The organism is Streptomyces sp. SL06, assembly GCF_058244745.1.
The window spans coordinates 3,684,294-3,701,675 of sequence record NZ_JBSYOT010000002.1 but is presented as its reverse complement, the minus strand read 5'-3'; the positions used below and the strand labels follow the sequence as shown (position 1 = coordinate 3,701,675).

The window sequence follows — 17,382 nt, the reverse complement described above, 5'->3', positions numbered from 1 at the left end:
GCGTACCGCCGGTGACCCGGCGCTGTCGGTGGCACGGTCCGGACGGCGTCGGCGTCCCCGTCGGTCGGCCCACGCGAGGCGTCCCGCGTGCTCGAAGCGGCCGATCGATCCGCCGACGCCGTCCGGCCTCGTGCACCCCCCACAGTGCCGTGCCCGCAAGCCGGGCGCCACCGATTAAAAGCGGACGTACGGCGCGTCAGCCCCGGCGCCACCTGCGGCGCCGGCCCTTGCTGAAGAACCAGCCGGCGGGCGGCTCGTCGGAGCGCCACGGCTGCGGCTCGGGCTTCTCACGGCTCCAGCGGGCGGCGAGCATCCGGGCGCGGGCGGACGGCTCGGAGGTCCCGGCCCCGCGTATGAACTCCTCGTCCAGGACGAGGCCGTCCCAGGTGTCGTCACCGGTGCTGTGACCGCTGCCGTCCCGGGCGCCGTCGCCGGCGGCGCCGTTCTCCGTGCGGTCCTCCGGCTCTCCGTGGCCGTACCGCCGAGGTGTGTCGTCCGCCATTCCGGTTCCTCCCGGCCTCGCGTCCGCGCGTGTCCCGCGCATGTCCGTCTCCCCTGCCCTTCCTCGACCCAGTGTGCCCGGACCGGGGTGAAGGCTCTGTCAGGACCGGCCCCTCACTCCTCCCCGGCGAGCGTCAGCGAGCGCAGCTTCTGGCCCGCGTACCAGGTCGCGAGCACGGTGACCCCGGCCAGCAGCACCGTCGCGGTCGGCAGGCCGACGTCGGAGGTCACCAGGTTCCCGTCGGCGACCTTGTGGGCCACGGCCAGCGACCACTGCTGGACGCTCAGCGTGCGGGCGCCCGGCACCAGGGAGCCGAACAGGGCCTCCCAGACGAGGGCGTAGACGAGTCCGAAGACCACCGCGTGCCGGGACACCGTGCCGAGCAGCAGGAACAGGGCGGCGTAGGCGATGGAGGCGACCAGCGCGGCGATCGTGTAGGCGACGGCGACCTGCTGGCCGTTTCCGTTGAGGATCAGGCCGGCGAGCAGGGTGGGCACGGCGGAGAAGACCATCGTCACGGCGATGGCGACGATCAGTTTGGTGAAGATGATCGTCGGCCGCTTGATCGGCTTGGACAGCAGGTACACCACCGAGCCGTCGTCGATCTCGGGGCCGATGGCTCCGGTGCCGGCGACGACGCCGATGAGGGGGACCATGGTGGCCAGGGCGAATCCGCCCAGCACGTCCGCCGCGGTCTGGTCGTCGGCTCCGGCCAGGGAGCGCACCGCCAAGGCGATGACGAGCAGCAGCAGGGGCAGCGCGCCCAGGATGAGGGCCCGGCGGCGGCCGAGCAGGGCTCGGTAGGTGAGCCTGGCGACTGTGGGGTCGTACATTGTTCGGCCTCCTACGCCGCGACGAGATACGAGAAGACGGACTCGAGGGACTCGTCGGACGGCGAGACCGTGAGCAGCCGGATGCCGTGGTCGCGGGCGACCCTCGGCAGCAGGGCCGTGAACCGGCCGAAGTCGACGGCCTGGATGCGCAGGGCGCCCTCGGCGAGGTCGACCTCGATGCCGGACGTCGACGGGTCGGCGATCAACGCTGCCGCGAGGGCCCGGTCGTCACTGGAACGCACCAGATAGCGGTGCGGCCGGTCGGTCATCAGGCGGCGGATCTTGCGGAAGTCGCCGCTGGCCGCGTGGCGTCCGGCGACGATCACCTCGATGTGCCAGGCGAGCTGTTCGACCTCTTCGAGGATGTGCGAGGAGAACAGCACGGTGCGGCCCTCGTCGCCCATGCGCCGCAGCAGGTCCATCAGCTGCATCCGCTGGCGCGGGTCCATGCCGTTGAACGGCTCGTCGAGCAGGAGCAGGGAGGGCTGGTGGACGAGGGCGGAGGCCATCTTCACGCGCTGCCGCATGCCCTTGGAGTACGTGGCGATCTTCCGGTCCTGCGCGTACTCCATCTGCACGGTGGCGAGCGCCTCCTGGGCCGCCCTGGCGCCCAGGCCGTGCAGTTCGGCGTTGGCGAGGACGAACTCGCGGCCGGTGAGGAAGTCGTACATCGCCTCGCGCTCGGGGACGACGCCGATGTGCCGGTAGATGGCCTCGTTGCGCCAGACCGGCCGGCCGTCGAGGGTGACGCTGCCGGTGGAGGGGGCGAGGAAGCCGCCCATCATGTTGATGAGGGTGGACTTTCCCGCGCCGTTGGGGCCGAGGAGGCCGGTGACGCCGGGGCCGATCGTCATGGTGATGTCGTTGACGGCGACCACGTTGCCGAACCAGCGGGAGACGTGGTCGATGTTCAGCGTGGTCACAGTCCCACCTTCTTGTAGCGGCGCACCAGCAGGCCGTAGGCGCCGGCGATCAGACCCAGGATGACGAGGACGTAGACCGCGCCCTCGCCGTTGCTCGGGCCGACCCCGCCGGGGAAGGCCGAGGTGGCGCCCAGGAAGGCGGAATGCACGCCGTCGACGAGGGTGATCGGCGAGAACAGGCCGATCCAGGCGACGGCTCCGGAGCTGCCCTGGACGTCCGCGATGGCCTGGAGCGTGGAGACCGCGCCGAAGGAGATGGTCAGTACGGCGATGACGGCCGCGATGCCGAAGCCGCGGCGCGGGGTGACCGACGCGATGACCAGGCCGAGGCCGGCGAAGAGCAGCGAGAGCAGTGCCACGGAGACAAGTCCCTGTGCGAACCCCTTGGTCTGGTCCGCGAAGTCGAGTTTGGCGAGCAGCGCGCCCACATAGAGCACCAGCAGAGGCACGGCGGTGAGGATGAACAGGGCCGAGGCCAGCGACGCGTACTTGGCGCGGACGTAGTCGGCGGCCCCGATCGGCCGTGAGAAGTACAGCGGCACGGTCTTGAAGCGCAGGTCGCGCGAGACGGCCTGGGGGGCCTGCGAGGCGACGTAGAGGCTGATGACGGCCTGCATGACGATCGCGTAGCGGGTGTATTCCAAGGGCAGGTCGTCGACCTTGGTGGCGACGGCGACGGCGACCATGATCGCCGCGGGCAGGCACATCACCACGAACAGCAGCATCGGCAGCACCTTGGACTTGGCCGAGCGGCCGAGGCCGTAGGCGCCGCGCAGGGACTGCGAGTACAGCGAGCGGCGGGCGTAGGCGCGGCCGAGGCGGGGGCCGTCGTAGCTGCGATAGCCGATGTTGTGGATGCGGGTCTGGTCGTCCGGGACCGTGGCTGTGGGCTGTTCAGTTGCCATGGCCGACCGCCTCCTTGCGTTCTGCGCCGCTGTCCTTGAAGACCTCCGAGATGTGGTGCCTGCGCTGTTCCATGCGCACCAGGCCGAGACCGAGGCCGGCGATGACGTCGCGGACCAGGTCGTAGGTCTCCTCGCCCGCCGCGGTGAGCAGCAGGACGTGGCCGGCGCCGGGCAGGCCGCTGCCGTCCTCGACGGTCACGCCGCGCGCGTCCAGCGCCTCGCGCACCGCGCGGGTGCCGTCGGGGTGCTCGTCGGTGTCGGTGACCTCGACCGCGAGGGTCGTCGTGGTCTGGGTGAAGTCCGTGGTGGAGCTGGAGCGCAGCAGCTTGCCGCCGTCCACGACGACGACGTGGTCGCAGGTGCGTTCCAGCTCGCCCAGCAGGTGCGAGGTGACCAGGACAGAGATGCCGAAGTCGGTGTGGATGCGGCGGATGAGGCCGAGCATCTCGTCGCGGCCGACCGGGTCGAGGCCGTTGGTCGGCTCGTCGAGGAAGACCAGCCGGGGGTCGTGCACGAGGGCCTGCGCGAGCTTGACGCGCTGCTTCATGCCGGTGGAGTAGCCGCCGATGGGCCGGTAGCGCTCCTCGTACAGGCCGACGTGGCGCAGGGTGTCGGCGGTGCGTTCGCGGGCGGCGGCGGGCGGCAGGCCGGACATGCGTGCCATGTGGACGACGAACTCGGTGGCCGAGACGTTGGGTGGCAGGCAGTCGTGTTCCGGCATGTAGCCGACCCGCTCGCGGATGTCGGCGCCCTTGGTGGCCACATCGAGTCCGAGCACTTCGGCACGGCCCTCGGTGGCGGGAGACAGACCCAGAAGGATCTTGATCAGAGTGGACTTGCCGGCCCCGTTGGCTCCGACGAGTCCGGTCACACCGGTTCCGACGTCCACGGAGAGCCGGTCGAGCGCGGTCACCCGGGGGAACCGCTTGCTCAGGCTTTCGGTCGCGATCACTGTCACATCCATGACCGTAGTGACGCCCGTCACCGCGGTCGTCAGCCCGGAGAGCCGTCTTGGCGTCAGCCTCCAGTCGTACGGGCCCGTAGGGGATGCCGTACCTGAGAGCCACGGGACGGGTCTCTCAGGCCGTGCGCAGCGCCCTATTGACGTCTGGTCTAACGACTGGGAGATTCGGCGGCGCCACGTTACGCGCGAGTAGCACGGTAGGCACGGACCGGGCGCCCATCACGTCCCCGTGCTCGTCGCGCCGGGCGTGGGGCAGAGCGGCGCTGGACGGAGGAGAGATGACGGTGCTGGACGGTGCGCGGGAACGCCGGGTGCGCACGGGCGGGGTGGAGCTGTGCGTGGCCGAGCTGGGCGACCCACGGCATCCCACGATCGTCCTCGTGCACGGCTATCCGGACAGCAAGGAGGTCTGGTCCGAGGTCGCCGCCCGCCTCGCCGGCCGCTTCCATGTGGTCCTCTACGACGTGCGGGGCCACGGCCGGTCCACCGCGCCGAGCCCGCTGCGCGGCGGGTTCACGCTGGAGAAGCTGACGGACGACTTCCTGGCCGTGGCGGACGCGGTCAGTCCCGGCCGGCCCGTGCACCTGGTGGGCCACGACTGGGGCTCGGTGCAGTCCTGGGAGTTCGTCACGGTCAGCCGCACCGAGGGCCGCATCGCGTCGTTCACCTCGATGTCCGGCCCGTCCCTCGACCACCTCGGCCACTGGATCAACAGCCGCCTCAAGCGCCCCACTCCGCGCCGGGTCGGACAGCTCCTCGGCCAGGGCGCCAAGTCCTGGTACGTCTACCTGCTGCACACGCCCGTCCTGCCCGAACTGGCCTGGCGCGGCCCCCTCGGCAGGCGCTGGCCCGGCATCCTCCGGCGCGTCGAGAAGGTGCCCGGCGCCGGTTACCCGACCCCGTCCCTGCCGCGGGACGCGGCACACGGGGCGTGGCTCTACCGGGACAACGTCCGGCCCCGTCTGCGCCGCCCGCGCGACGACGCCTACGCACACGCGCCGGTGCAGCTCGTCACGCCCCTGGACGACGCGTTCCTGTCCGAGCGGCTGTACGACGGACTCGAGCGGTGGGCGCCGCGGCTGACCCGCCGCACACTGCCGGCCAAGCACTGGGTGCCGCGCACCAGGCCGGACCGGCTGGCGGACTGGATCACGGAGTTCGTCTCCTCGGTCGACGGCGGCGGGAGCGCGACCGCGGCGAACGGGAAGCACGCCGACCGCTTCGGCGGACAGCTGGTGCTGGTCACCGGCGCGGGCAACGGCATCGGGCGGGCGACGGCGCTCGCCTTCGCCGAGGCCGGCGCGCGCGTGGTGGCCGTCGACCGGGACGCCGAGGCGGCCGCCGGCACCGCGGAGCTGTCCCGGCTGACCGGAGCGGCGGCGGCCTGGGCGGAGACCGCCAACGTCTCCGACGAACAGGCCATGGAGAAGCTCGCTGCCAGGGTCGCCGCCGAGTACGGCGTGGTGGACGTGCTCGTGAACAACGCCGGGATCGGCCTGTCGGGCTCCTTCCTCGACACCACGCCGGAGGACTGGAGGAAGGTCCTCAACGTCAATCTGTGGGGTGTGATCCACGGCTGCCGGCTGTTCGGCAGGCAGATGGCCGAGCGCGGGCAGGGCGGGCACATCGTCAACACCGCGTCGGCGGCGGCCTTCCAGCCCTCGCGGGCGCTGCCCGCCTACGCCACCTCCAAGGCGGCCGTGCTGATGCTGAGCGAGTGCCTGCGCGCCGAGCTGGCCGAGCGGGGGATCGGGGTCACGGCGATCTGCCCCGGCCTCGTCAACACCAACATCACCTCGACGGCGCGCTTCGCGGGCGTCGACGCCGACGAGGAGAGGCGCCGCCAGCAGCGTGCCGCGCGGTGGTACGGGATGCGCAACTACCCGCCGGAGAAGGTGGCCGACGCCGTCCTGGAGGCGGTCGTGCACAACAGGGCGGTGGTCCCGGTGACTCCGGAAGCGCGTGGCGCCCACCTCATGTCCCGCTTCTTCCCCCGGGCGCTGAGGCGTCTCGCGCGCGTGAACCCACCTCTGTAGTTTCCACAGGATCCCCCAATACCCCTGTGGATAACTGCACTTGACTGTGGATCAAACCTGGCCGCCGAAATCGCTCGCGTGATGTGCGTCTCTCTCGGCACGACTTCCGTCGCGCGCGAGGAACCCGACCACATGACCCCGTGACCGAGCGATGACGCATGGTGACGCCCGTGGATGTTTCACGTGAAACCGGGTCGGCCGCTTAGGCTCGGACCCATGAGTCTGCGCCTGAGCACCGTGATCCTTCCGTACCGCCGCTGGAACGAAGGCGGCCGTTCGGCCTGGACGCGTGCCGAGCAGCTCGGTTTCCACGCCGCGTACACCTACGACCATCTGTCCTGGCGGAGTTTCCGGGACGGTCCCTGGTTCGGCGCCGTACCGACCCTCACCGCCGCCGCGGTCGTCACCGAGCGGCTGCGCCTGGGCACGCTGGTGACCTCGCCGAACTTCCGGCACCCGGTGACGCTCGCCAAGGAACTGATCTCCCTCGACGACATCTCCGGCGGCCGGATCACGCTCGGCATAGGAGCGGGCGGCACCGGCTTCGACGCCACCGCGCTCGGCCAGGAGCCGTGGACGCCGCGTGAGCGGGCCGACCGGCTCGCCGAGTTCCTGCCGCTGCTCGACCGGCTGCTGACCGAGGACTCCGTGTCGTACGAGGGGGACTTCTACTCGGCACACGAGGCCCGCAACATCCCGGGCTGTCTGCAGCGGCCCCGGCTGCCGTTCGCGGTGGCCGCGACCGGTCCGCGCGGGCTGCGGCTCGCCGCGCGGCACGGGCAGGCATGGGTGACCACCGGCGACCCGAGGCTGTACGAGAACGGCACCCTTGAGCAGTCGGACCGGGCACTGCGCGAGCAGCGCGACAGACTGGCCGACGCCTGCGCCGAGATCGGCCGCGAGGTGAGCGAACTGGACCGGGTCCTGCTCACCGGCTTCACGCCGGACCGCAGCCGGCCGCTGGCGTCCGTGGACGCCTTCGTGGACTTCGCCGGCCGGCACCGGGACCTGGGCTTCACCGAGCTGGTCGTCCACTGGCCGATCCCCGACTCGGACTTCACGGCCGACGAGAAGGTCTTCGAACGGATCGCCATGGAGGCACCGGCACAGCTGAAGGCATGAGAGCCGTAGCTCACATGTGTGCGGACCCTCGCACGGGCGTGCGGGCATATGCGTGACAATGACCGGGTGACCTCAGCGACCCGACAGCCCGAGCCCCCGGCCGCCGCCACCCGGCCGCGCCTCATCGCCACCGACCTCGACGGCACACTGCTGCGCGACGACCAGTCGGTCTCCCCGCGCACGGTCGCCGCGCTGGCCGCCGCGGAGAAGGCGGGCATCGAGGTCTTCTTCGTCACCGGCCGTCCCGCCCGCTGGATGGACGTCGTCAGCGCCCACGTCCACGGTCACGGCCTGGCCATCTGCGGCAACGGCGCCGCCGTGGTCGACCTGCACGGCGGCCCCGGCGCACACCGGTTCGTGAAGGTGCGGGAGCTGGTCATGGAGAACGCGCTGGACGCCGTGCGGCTGCTGCGCGAGGCGGCGCCCGGCACGGTGTACGCGATCGAGCAGACGTACGGGTTCCACCAGGAGCCGGCGTACCCGAACATCCACATGGAGATCCCCGACAACCGCGCGCCCGCCGAGGAGATCCTGGCGCCGGACGGCAGCGGCTCCGGCGAGCCGGTGCTCAAGATCCTCGCCTTCCACCCCGAGCTGGACCCCGACGGCTTCCTGACGCTCGCCCGCCTCGCCATCGGCGACCGCGCGAACGTCACCCGGTCCAGCCCCAGCGCCCTGCTGGAGATCAGCGGACCGGAGGTCTCCAAGGCCAGCACGCTCGCCCTGTGCTGTGCCGAGCGCGGCATATCGCACGACGAGGTCGTCGCCTTCGGTGACATGCCCAACGACGTCGAGATGCTCACCTGGGCGGGACGGTCGTACGCGATGGGCAACGCGCACCCGGACGTGATCGCCGCCGCGTCGGGGCAAACCGTCGCCAACAACGACGACGGAGTGGCGGTCGTGATCGAGCGAATGCTGACGGACCTGCCCTAGCGGGTCCGCTCAGAGCCGCACCCCGCGCTGCGACAGCCACGGCACCGGGTTCAGCGCCGAGCCCGTCTCCGGTGTGACCCGTACCTCGAAGTGCAGGTGCGGGCCGGTGGAGTTGCCGGTGCTGCCCGACTGCGCGATCCACTGCCCGGCACCGACCCGGTCGCCCTGGTCGACGGAGACGGCGGCGAGATGGGCGTACTGCGTGTAGTAGCCGCCCGCGTGCTGGACCACGACCTGGATGCCGAAGGCGCCGCCGCAGGAGACCTTCACCACCCGGCCCGCGCCGACCGACCGCACCGGTGTCCCGACCGGGACCGCGAAGTCCTGGCCGGTGTGCCGGTTCGCCCACCGGGCGCCGCCGCTGCCGAAGGACGCCGACAGCTCGTACGACTCGACCGGTGCCACCCAGGACCGGCCGGCGCGTGCGTGCGGCTGGTCGAGACGGACCGCGCCGGGACAGGAGCCGGCGGCCACGGAGGCGTCCGCCTGTCCGGCCAGCCGCGCACGCGCCGCCTCCAGCTTGTCCTCGATCCCCTTTCTCAGCTCCACCAGGCCGGCGTTGCGCTTCTCCAGCGCCTTCCAGGCCGCCCGTGCCCTGGCCTCGTCGGCGGCGAGCCGGGCCTCGGCCCGCCGGCTCCTGCCGATGGCCTTGTCGACGGCCAGATCCGCGCGTGAGGCAGCTTGCTGACCGCTCATCAGCTCCTCGGGGTCGTCGGCGAGGATCATCCGCGCGGTGAGGGGAAGCCCGCCGCCGCCGCGGTACTGGGCGCGGGCGATCCGGCCCAGGTCCTCGTGCATGGCGTCGATCTTCTTCCGTTGCCGCTTGAGCTGTTTCTCGTACTCCAGGGCCTTCGACCGTTGCGCCTCGGCCGCGCGCCGCCCGTCCTCGTACTGCTGGGTGGCCTTGGCCGCGTCCTCGTACAGCCGCGCCAGCTGCGAGCCGGGGGCGGCACCGGATCCGCCGTCCCCGTCCCCGCCGTCGGCGGGCCGGGCGGCGAGCACGGCGAGCGCGCACAGCAACACCGGAACGAGCAGCGGATGTCGGCGAGGTGAGCGCATGTCAGCGATGGTGGACCTGCCGAGGGCGCGCGGCCCTGTTCATGTCGTACGAGTGGGGGACCCGTTGCTGCACATGGGTCAACGCGACTGCTGCGCATGGGGCAACACGGCGGGGACCGCGTTCAGTACGGCGCCTCCCACAGCACCGTCGTGCCGGCGCCGTCCGCCCCGATGCCCGGTCCGAGCCGGCTGGCACCGCCGACGGTCTCGGCACGGCGCTCCAGGTTGTGCAGGCCGCTGCGACGGCCGCCCTCGGGGATGCCGACCCCGTCGTCCGCGACGGTCAGCCGCACACCTCGCCGGCCGTCCGGCAAAGTGGCCGACGCGTCCACGACCACCTCGATCCGGGTGGCGTGGGCGTGCCGGAAGGCATTGGACAGGGTCTCGCGCAGCGTGGCGATGAGGTTCTTGCCGGTCAGGTCGCCGACGACGGTGTCGACCGGGCCGACGAACCGGTGCGCGGGGGTGAAACCCAGCGGCACGGCGGCCATGGTGATCTCGCGCAGCACCCGGGTGCGCAGTCCCGCGGGCGACTCGGCGGGCTGCCGCAGCGCGAAGATGGCCGACCGGATCTCCTGGATGGTGACGTCGAGTTCCTCGACGGCGCCGCCGACCCCGTCGCGTACTTCGGGCACGGCCGCCCTGCGCTGGGCGCTCTCCAGCAGCATCCCCGTCGCGAACAGCCGCTGGATGACGAGGTCGTGCAGGTCCCTGGCGATACGGTCCCGGTCCTCGTACACGGCGAGCCGCTCCCGGTCGCGCTGGGCGTCGGCCATCATCAGCGCCAGCGCGGCCTGCGAGGCGAACCGGTCGCCGAGCGCGCGCTCCGTCCTCGTGAACGGACGCCCGCCCCGGGAGCGGGGCATGGCGAGGCTCCCGAGGACCCGTCCGTCCCTGCACAGCGGGAGCAGCATGATCGGCCCGTAGTCGCGCACCGGTTGGCTGTCCAGGCGCGGGTCGCTGGCGGCGTCGTCCACGAACACGGGCCGGCCGGCCAGGAGTTCGGCGACGATGCCGTTCTCCGGGGGAATGACCCGGCCGAGGGCCTTGGTGCGGTGGGGCGCGGCGACGGCCACGATCTCCAGTCCGCCCCCGTCGGCCGGCAGCAGCACGATCCCGGCCGCCGCCCCCGAGAGCCGGCGGGCCTGCTCGGCGACGACCTGGAGGGCGTCGTCGCTGTCGCCGCCGGACAGCAGCGCGGTGGTGACCGCGACCGACCCGTCGATCCAGCGCTCCCGCTGCTGGGCGGCCTCGTACAACCGGGCGTTGCCGATCGCGATGCCGGCCTCCGTGGCCAGGACCCGGACCATGGCGAGGTCGTAGTCGTTGAACGGCTCGCCGGTGTGCTTGTCGGAGACGTAGAGGTTGCCGAAGACCTCGCCCTGCACACGGATGGGGACTCCGAGGAAGCTGCGCATCGGCGGGTGGTGCTCGGGGAAGCCGTGCGAGCGCGGGTCCTCGGACAGCTCCGCGAGCCGTACCGGCTCCGGACCGCGGATGAGGGCGCCGAGCAGGCCCTTGCGGCCGTCGGGCAGATGGCCGACGCGTCGGGCGGTCGACTCGTCGACGCCGTGGTGGACGAAGTCGGCGAGGTCGTCACCGTCCTCGCCCACGACGCCGATGGCCGCGTACCGGGCGTTCGCCAGGTCGGCCGCCGTCCGGCAGATCCGCCTCAGCGTGGAGTGCAGCTCCAGTCCGCTGCCGACGGACCGCATCGCGTCCAGCAGCTTCGGCACCCGGGCCAGGAGTTCGGCCGAGGTTCCCTCGCGGGGCGGCGGGAGGCAGGGGGGCGGTGCTGGGGGCATGACCCGAGCCTAATAAGACCTCATTGTTCAGGAAAGTCGGATTTCTCAGGTATTTCCTGGAGCCATGGTCCGGACCGGTCGGTCACCGCGCTCCCACCAGCAGTTCCGCCGCCGCCTCCCGCCCGGCCATCTCCCGCAGCGGCCCCGGCACGGCCACCAGCTCCGCGAACGTCCCGCGCTGCGCGACCCGGCCCCTGTCCAGCACGATCACCTCGTCCACGGCCCGGAGGCCGGCCAGCCGGTGCGTGATCAGCAAAGTCGTCCGGCCCTCGGTGGCGGCCAGCAGATCGGCGGTGAGCGCGTCGGCGGTCGGCAGATCGAGGTGCTCGGCAGGCTCGTCGAGCACGAGGACGGGGAAGTCCGCGAGCAGCGCGCGGGCCAGGGCCAGCCGCTGGCGCTGCCCGCCGGACAGCCGGGCCCCGTGCTCACCGACCAGCGTGTCCAGGCCGTCGGGCAGACTGTCGGCCCACTCCAGCAGCCGGGCCCGCGCCAGCGCGTCGCGCAGCTCGCCCTCGGTGGCGTTCTTCCTGGCCAGAAGCAGGTTCTCGCGCACCGAGCTGTCGAAGAGGTGCGCGTCCTGGGCGCACAGTCCCACGAGCCGCCTTACGTCGTCGCCGGCCAGGGCGTAGGCGTCCACACCGGCCAGCGTGTAGGAGCCCGCGTCCGCGTCGAGGAACCGCAGCAGCACCTGGGCCAGCGTCGTCTTGCCGGACCCGGACGGGCCGACCACGGCGATCCGGCGCCCTTCGGCCAACGTCAGATCCAGCCCGGCCAGGGCGTCCCGGTCCTGCCCCGCATGGCGTGCGGTCAGTCCACCGAGGACGACCGGGAAGGGCGACACGGGCGCCTGCCGGGGCGTTTCCGGCTCCCGTACCGGCTCGGGGGCGTCGAGCACCTCGTACACACGCTCCGCGCTCCTGCGCACGCGCTGCCGGTACTGCACGGCGAGCGGCAGTCCGAGTACGGCCTCGAAGGCGGCCAGGGGGGTGAGGACGACGACGGCCATGGCCACCCCGGCGAGCCGGCCGTCGGCGACCGCCCGGATTCCGACGAGGGCGGTGCCCGCGACGGTCAGGCCGCTGACGAGGGCGGTGAGCCCGTCGCCCAGCGCGGTGGCGGTGGCGGCGCGCGAGGCGATCCGAGTGAGCACGCCGTCGGCCCGCCTCGCCTCGGCGGCGCGCTCGGGCAGGGCACCGGCGACGGTCAGTTCGGCGGTTCCGGTGAGCAGGTCGGTCACCCGGGTGGCGAGCACGCCCCGGGCGGGGGCGAGCCTGCGCTCGGACCGCCGGGCCACGGCACCGGTGACGAGCGGAACCCCGACGCCGGCCGCCAGCAGACCTGCCGCGAGCACCGCACCGGCCGCCGGCAGCAGCCAGGCCGTGAATCCGACGGCCGCGGCGGAGACGACCACCGCGGCACCGGCGGGCAGCAGCCAGCGCAGCCAGTAGTCCTGCAGTGCGTCGACGTCCGCGACCAGGCGGGACAGCAGGTCGCCCCGGCGGCTGCGGCGCAGTCCCGCGGGGGCCAGCCGCTCCAGCCGCCGGTACACGGCGACCCGGGTGTCGGCCAGCATCCGCAACACGGCGTCGTGCGACACGAGCCGCTCGGCGTAGCGGAACACGGCCCGTCCGATACCGAAGGCGCGCGTCGCCGTCACGGCCACCATCAGGTACAGCACCGGCGGTTGCTGCGAGGCCCGGGAGATGAGATACCCGGAGGTGGCCATCAGGCCCACGGCGCTGCCGAGCGCGAGGCTGCTGAGCAGCAGGGCGAGGCCGAGCCGTCCGCGCCGGGCGGCGGACATGGCGCGGATCCCGGAAAGGACGCCGCCGCGGACCTCCGTCCCGGGTCCCGGCCGGTCGTCGGGCGCCGGAACAGGGGCTCCGGGGCTTTCCGCGACGACGTGCGCAGTCGATGCCCGGAGGGTGGCGTCGGACGTGGGGGCGCCGGCCGGCTCTTCCAGCCGCACCACCCGGTCGGCCACCTCCAGCAGCGCCGGACGGTGCACGACCAGCAGCACCGTGCGCCCCTTCGCCAGTCTGCGCACCGCGGCCACCACCTCGGCCTCGGTGGCCGCGTCCAGCGCCGCGGTCGGCTCGTCGAGCAGCAGCACCGGCCGGTCCGCGAGGAAGACCCGGGCCAGCGCTAGCCGCTGTCGCTGACCGGCGGACAGCCCGGTGCCGTCCTCCCCCAGCACGGTCTGCATGCCCTCGGGCAGCGCGTCGACGAATCCGAGCGCGCCCGCGTCCCGCAGTGCCCGCCGTACGGCGATGTCGTCGGCACGGGGACGGGCCAGCCGTACGTTCTCCGCGATCGTGCCGGCGTACAGATGCGGATGCTGCGGCACCCAGGCGACGTGTGCGTGCCACTGCGCCAGGTCGAGGGAGGCGAGGTCCGCTCCCCCGATCCGGACCCGCCCTCCGGCCGGGGCCACGAAGCCGAGGAGCGCGCTGAGGAAGGTCGACTTGCCCGCCCCGCTCGGGCCGACGAGCGCGACCGTCTCCCCGGGTGCGACGGCGAAGCTCACATCCGTCACGGCGTCGGCGGCGCGTCCGGGGTAGCGGACCGTCACGCCCTCGAAGGACAGGGTGCCGTCCGCCGGGACCGGGCCGCTCCCCGAGGCCGGTACCGGCCGCTCCAGCACCGAGAAGATCTCCTCGGCGGCGGAGAGCCCCTCGGCCGCCGCGTGGTACTGCGCCCCGACCTGCCTCAGTGGCAGATAGGCCTCGGGAGCGAGTACGAGCACCACGAGTCCGTCGTACAGGGCCATCTCGCCGTGGACGAGCCGCATGCCGATGGTGACGGCGACGAGCGCGACGGAGAGCGTGGCGAGCAGTTCCAGCGCGAAGGACGACAGGAAGGCGATCCGCAGAGTCCGCATGGTCGCCTGGCGGTATTCGCCGGTGATGCGTTTGATCGACTCGGCCTGTGCCTTGGCCCGCCCGAACACCTTCAGCGTCGGCAGTCCCGCGACCACGTCCAGGAAGTGCCCGGACAGCCGGGACAGCAGCCGCCACTGCCGGTCCATCCGGGACTGCGTCGCCCAGCCGATCAGCATCATGAAGACCGGGATGAGCGGCAGGGTGGCGACGATGAGGGCCGCCGAGACCCAGTCCTCGGTGACGATGCGGGCCAGCACCGCCACGGGTACGACCACCGCGAGACCCAGCTGCGGCAGATAGCGCGAGAAGTAGTCGTCGAGGGCGTCGACTCCCCTGGTGGCCAGGGCGACCAGTGATCCGGTGCGCTGTCCGCCCAGCCAGCCGGGGCCGAGCGCGGTGGCCCGCTCCAGCAGCCGGCTGCGCAGCTCCGACTTCACCGAGGCGCTCGCCCGGTGTGCGGCCAGCTCGGTGAGCCAGCCCACCAGCGCGCGACCGCAGGCGACGGCCACCAACAGCAGCAGGGGAGTGCGGAGTCCGGAGGCCGTCATGCCGTGCTGGAAGGCGCCCACCACCACCTCGGCGATGAGCATCGCCTGCGCGACGAGCAGTCCGGCCCCCAGGGCGCCCAGGACGACGACGGCCGTCAGAAAGATCCGGGTGGCGCGGGCGTACCGCAGAAGACGGGGATCGATGGGTTTCACGTGAAACAGGCCTTCCTGCCCCTTGAGGTGTGTTTCACGTGAAACACACCCCGGACTCAGTGCGCGGCGTCGGCGAGGTGCTGGGTGCCGATGCGCTTGCGGAACACCCAGTACGTCCAGCCCTGGTAGAGCAGGACGACCGGTGTGGCGATCACTGCCAGCCAGGTCATGATCTTCAGGGTGTAGGGGCTGGACGAGGCGTTGGTGACGGTGAGGCTCCAGTCCGCGTTGAGCGTGGACGGCATGACGTTCGGAAAGAGCGTCAGGAAGAGCATCGCCACGGCGGCCACGATCGTGACACCGGACAGGGCGAACGACCGCCCCTCGTGTCCGGCCTGGTTCGCCACCAGCGCGGCGACCAGGGCGGCGACGGCCACCACGAGGGCGACCAGGCTCTTGCCGTTCCCGCTGTCGGCCTGTGTCCAGACAAGAAAGACCAGGGCCAGCACTGCCGTGACAAGACCGACCCGCAGCGCCATGGTCCGCGCCCGCTCGCGGATCTCACCGACGGTCTTGAGCGCCGTGAACACCGTCCCGTGGAAGGTGAACAGCGTCAGTGTGACCAGGCCGCCCAGGAGCGCGTACGGGTTGAGCAGGTCCCAGACGGAGCCGACGTACTCCAGGTCCCGGTCGATCGCGACGCCGTGGACGATGTTGCCGAAGGCCACACCCCACAGAAACGCCGGGATCAGCGAGGTCCAGAAGATCGCGTTCTCCCAGTTGCGCTGCCACTTCTCCTCGGGCCGCTTCGCCCGGTACTCGAAGGCGACACCCCGGACGATCAGGCAGAGCAGGATGGCCAGCAAGGGAAGGTAGAACCCGGAGAAGAGCGTGGCGTACCACTCGGGAAAGGCCGCGAAGGTCGCGCCGCCGGCCGTGAGCAGCCACACCTCGTTGCCGTCCCACACGGGGCCGATGGTGTTGATCAGCACCCGCTTCTCGGCCCGGTCGCGGGCGAGCAGCTTGGTGAGCACACCGACCCCGAAGTCGAAGCCCTCCAGGAAGAAGTAGCCGATCCACAGGACGGCGATCAGAACGAACCAAACGTCGTGCAGTTCCATGACTGTGCAGCTCCCTCGGCCTAGTACGAGAAGGCCATCGGCTTGTCGGCGTCACGGAGGTCGCCGCCGATCTTCGTGGGCGGATTGAGGTCGTCCTCGGTCAGCTCGGGCGGGCCCGCCTTGACGTACTTGGCGAGCAGCCTGACCTCGATGACGGCCAGGACGGCGTAGAGCAGGGTGAAGAGGGACATCGAGATGACGACCTCGGCCGTGGAGACACCGGGGGAGACCGCGTTCCGGGTCTGCATCACCCCGTAGACGACCCAGGGCTGCCGGCCCATCTCGGTGAAGATCCAGCCCCAGGAGTTGGCGAGCAGCGGGAACGCCAGCGTCCACACCGCCAGAAGCCAGTACATCCGGGAGAGCCTCGCCCCGAGCGGCTTCTTCAGCAGCACCAGGTGCGGCACCTCTTCCTCGCCGGTGCGCAGGGCGGCCGGCAGCAGGAACCTCTTCCGGGTCAGCCACAGGCCCAGCAGCCCGAGGGAGAAGGACGCCATGCCGAAACCGATCATCCAGCGGAAGCTCCAGTAGGCGACGGGGACGATGGGCTTGTAGTCGCCGGGGCCGAACTCCTGCCGCAGGGCGTGGTTGGTGTCGTTGATGCCCGGCACATAGGACTCGAAGTCGCTGTGCGCGAGGAAGGACAGCAGTCCGGGGATCTCCAGGGCGACCTTGTTGTGCCCTTTGTCAACGTCTCCGTAGGCGAAGACCGAGAACGGCGCGGGCTCCTCGCCGTCCCACAGGGCCTCCGCGGCGGCCATCTTCATCGGCTGCTGCTCGTACATGACCTTGCCGAGGGTGTCGCCGCTGACCGCGGTGAGGATGCCGCCGACCGCCAGGGTGACCAGGCCGAGCCGGAGCGAGGTCCGCATCACCGGGATGTGCTTCTTGCGCATCAGATGGAACGCGGCGATGCCGACCATGAAGGCGCCGCCCGTGAGAAAGGCCGCCGAGAAGCTGTGGAAGACCTGGTTGAGGGTGGTGTTCTGGGTGAGGACCTGCCAGAAGTCGGTGAGTTCGGCGCGGCCCTTCTCGCCGTTGATCCGGTAGCCGACGGGGTGCTGCATCCAGGAGTTGGCCGCCAGGATGAAGTACGCCGAGAGCAGGGTGCCGATCGAGACCATCCAGATGCAGGCCAGGTGGATCTTCTTGGGGAGCTTGTCCCAGCCGAAGATCCACAGGCCGATGAAGGTGGACTCGAAGAAGAAGGCGAGCAGCGCCTCGAAGGCGAGCGGGGCACCGAAGATGTCACCGACGAAGCGGGAGTAGTCGGACCAGTTCATACCGAACTGGAACTCCTGCACGATGCCGGTGACGACACCCATGGCGATATTGATCAGGAAGAGCTTCCCCCAGAACTTGGTCGCTCTGAGGTACTTCTCCTTCTCCGTGCGAACCCAGGCGGTCTGCAGCCCGGCCGTGAGGGCGGCAAGCGAGATCGTCAGCGGGACGAACAGGAAGTGGTAGACGGTCGTGATGCCGAACTGCCATCGCGCCAGCGTCTCCGGCGCCAGGGCCATGTCCACTTCGTCACTCTCCTTACATCGCCACATCGCCGTGTTCAGCGGCGGTTTGAGCGTGTATGTCACGCCCATCACGGGATCAACCGGGACATGCTTGTGAACGCGTTCACATTCACAAGCAATTATGACG

At 71.4% G+C, this 17,382-nt stretch carries 13 protein-coding genes; 3 read left to right on the top strand and 10 right to left on the bottom strand.

Annotated features, from left to right (window positions below):
- Positions 1–196: 196 nt before the first annotated feature.
- From AC4IHM_RS16870 to AC4IHM_RS16850, 5 genes are all read right to left on the bottom strand, one after another.
- Positions 197–370 (bottom strand): SGM_3592 family protein, encoded by a 174-nt coding sequence (locus AC4IHM_RS16870; RefSeq protein ID WP_490870849.1) that lies wholly within the window; start codon positions 368–370, stop codon positions 197–199.
- Between the two features lie 245 nt (positions 371–615).
- A complete protein-coding gene (locus AC4IHM_RS16865; RefSeq protein ID WP_490867857.1) occupies positions 616–1,335 on the bottom strand; it encodes an ABC transporter permease subunit in 720 nt (239 codons plus the stop codon).
- Between the two features lie 11 nt (positions 1,336–1,346).
- Positions 1,347–2,258 (bottom strand): ABC transporter ATP-binding protein, encoded by a 912-nt coding sequence (locus AC4IHM_RS16860; protein WP_490867856.1) that lies wholly within the window; start codon positions 2,256–2,258, stop codon positions 1,347–1,349.
- Positions 2,255–3,163, bottom strand: a complete 909-nt coding sequence (locus AC4IHM_RS16855) for an ABC transporter permease (protein WP_490867855.1) — start codon at positions 3,161–3,163, stop codon at positions 2,255–2,257. Before AC4IHM_RS16855 ends, AC4IHM_RS16860 begins: the two co-directional genes overlap by 4 nt.
- Complete coding sequence (locus AC4IHM_RS16850) at positions 3,153–4,115, bottom strand: ABC transporter ATP-binding protein (protein WP_490867854.1); 963 nt, start codon at positions 4,113–4,115, stop codon at positions 3,153–3,155. The genes AC4IHM_RS16855 and AC4IHM_RS16850 overlap by 11 nt, the downstream gene beginning before the upstream one ends.
- 290 nt (positions 4,116–4,405) lie before the next feature.
- Between AC4IHM_RS16850 and AC4IHM_RS16845 the strand changes: the two genes are divergently transcribed.
- The 3 genes from AC4IHM_RS16845 to AC4IHM_RS16835 all read left to right on the top strand — a co-directional run bounded on the left by AC4IHM_RS16845 (position 4,406) and on the right by AC4IHM_RS16835 (position 8,221).
- Positions 4,406–6,163: an SDR family oxidoreductase gene (locus tag AC4IHM_RS16845; RefSeq protein ID WP_490867853.1), complete on the top strand. Its 1,758-nt coding sequence runs from the start codon at positions 4,406–4,408 to the stop codon at positions 6,161–6,163.
- 216 nt (positions 6,164–6,379) lie between these two features.
- Complete coding sequence (locus AC4IHM_RS16840; protein ID WP_490867852.1) at positions 6,380–7,285, top strand: LLM class flavin-dependent oxidoreductase; 906 nt, start codon at positions 6,380–6,382, stop codon at positions 7,283–7,285.
- 48 nt (positions 7,286–7,333) lie between these two features.
- Complete coding sequence (locus tag AC4IHM_RS16835; RefSeq protein WP_490867851.1) at positions 7,334–8,221, top strand: HAD-IIB family hydrolase; 888 nt, start codon at positions 7,334–7,336, stop codon at positions 8,219–8,221.
- A gap of 9 nt (positions 8,222–8,230) precedes the next feature.
- On the opposite strand, the gene AC4IHM_RS16830 is transcribed toward AC4IHM_RS16835, so the two are convergent.
- From AC4IHM_RS16830 to AC4IHM_RS16810, 5 genes are all read right to left on the bottom strand, one after another.
- Positions 8,231–9,280, bottom strand: coding sequence for a M23 family metallopeptidase (locus AC4IHM_RS16830; RefSeq protein WP_490867850.1), 1,050 nt, complete (start codon positions 9,278–9,280; stop codon positions 8,231–8,233).
- Positions 9,281–9,402: 122 nt separating this feature from the next.
- Entirely contained in the window at positions 9,403–11,085 is a 1,683-nt protein-coding gene (locus AC4IHM_RS16825; protein ID WP_490867849.1) for a sensor histidine kinase, read from the bottom strand.
- Between the two features lie 82 nt (positions 11,086–11,167).
- The gene (gene cydD, locus AC4IHM_RS16820) at positions 11,168–14,668 is read right to left on the bottom strand and encodes a thiol reductant ABC exporter subunit CydD (protein ID WP_490867848.1); all 3,501 of its coding nucleotides are present in this window, start codon (positions 14,666–14,668) and stop codon (positions 11,168–11,170) included.
- Between the two features lie 56 nt (positions 14,669–14,724).
- Positions 14,725–15,729, bottom strand: a complete 1,005-nt coding sequence (gene cydB / locus AC4IHM_RS16815; RefSeq protein ID WP_490867847.1) for a cytochrome d ubiquinol oxidase subunit II — start codon at positions 15,727–15,729, stop codon at positions 14,725–14,727.
- A gap of 20 nt (positions 15,730–15,749) precedes the next feature.
- On the bottom strand, positions 15,750–17,255 hold the full coding sequence (locus tag AC4IHM_RS16810) for a cytochrome ubiquinol oxidase subunit I (protein ID WP_490870848.1): 1,506 nt from the start codon (positions 17,253–17,255) through the stop codon (positions 15,750–15,752).
- Between the last annotated feature and the right edge of the window lie 127 nt (positions 17,256–17,382).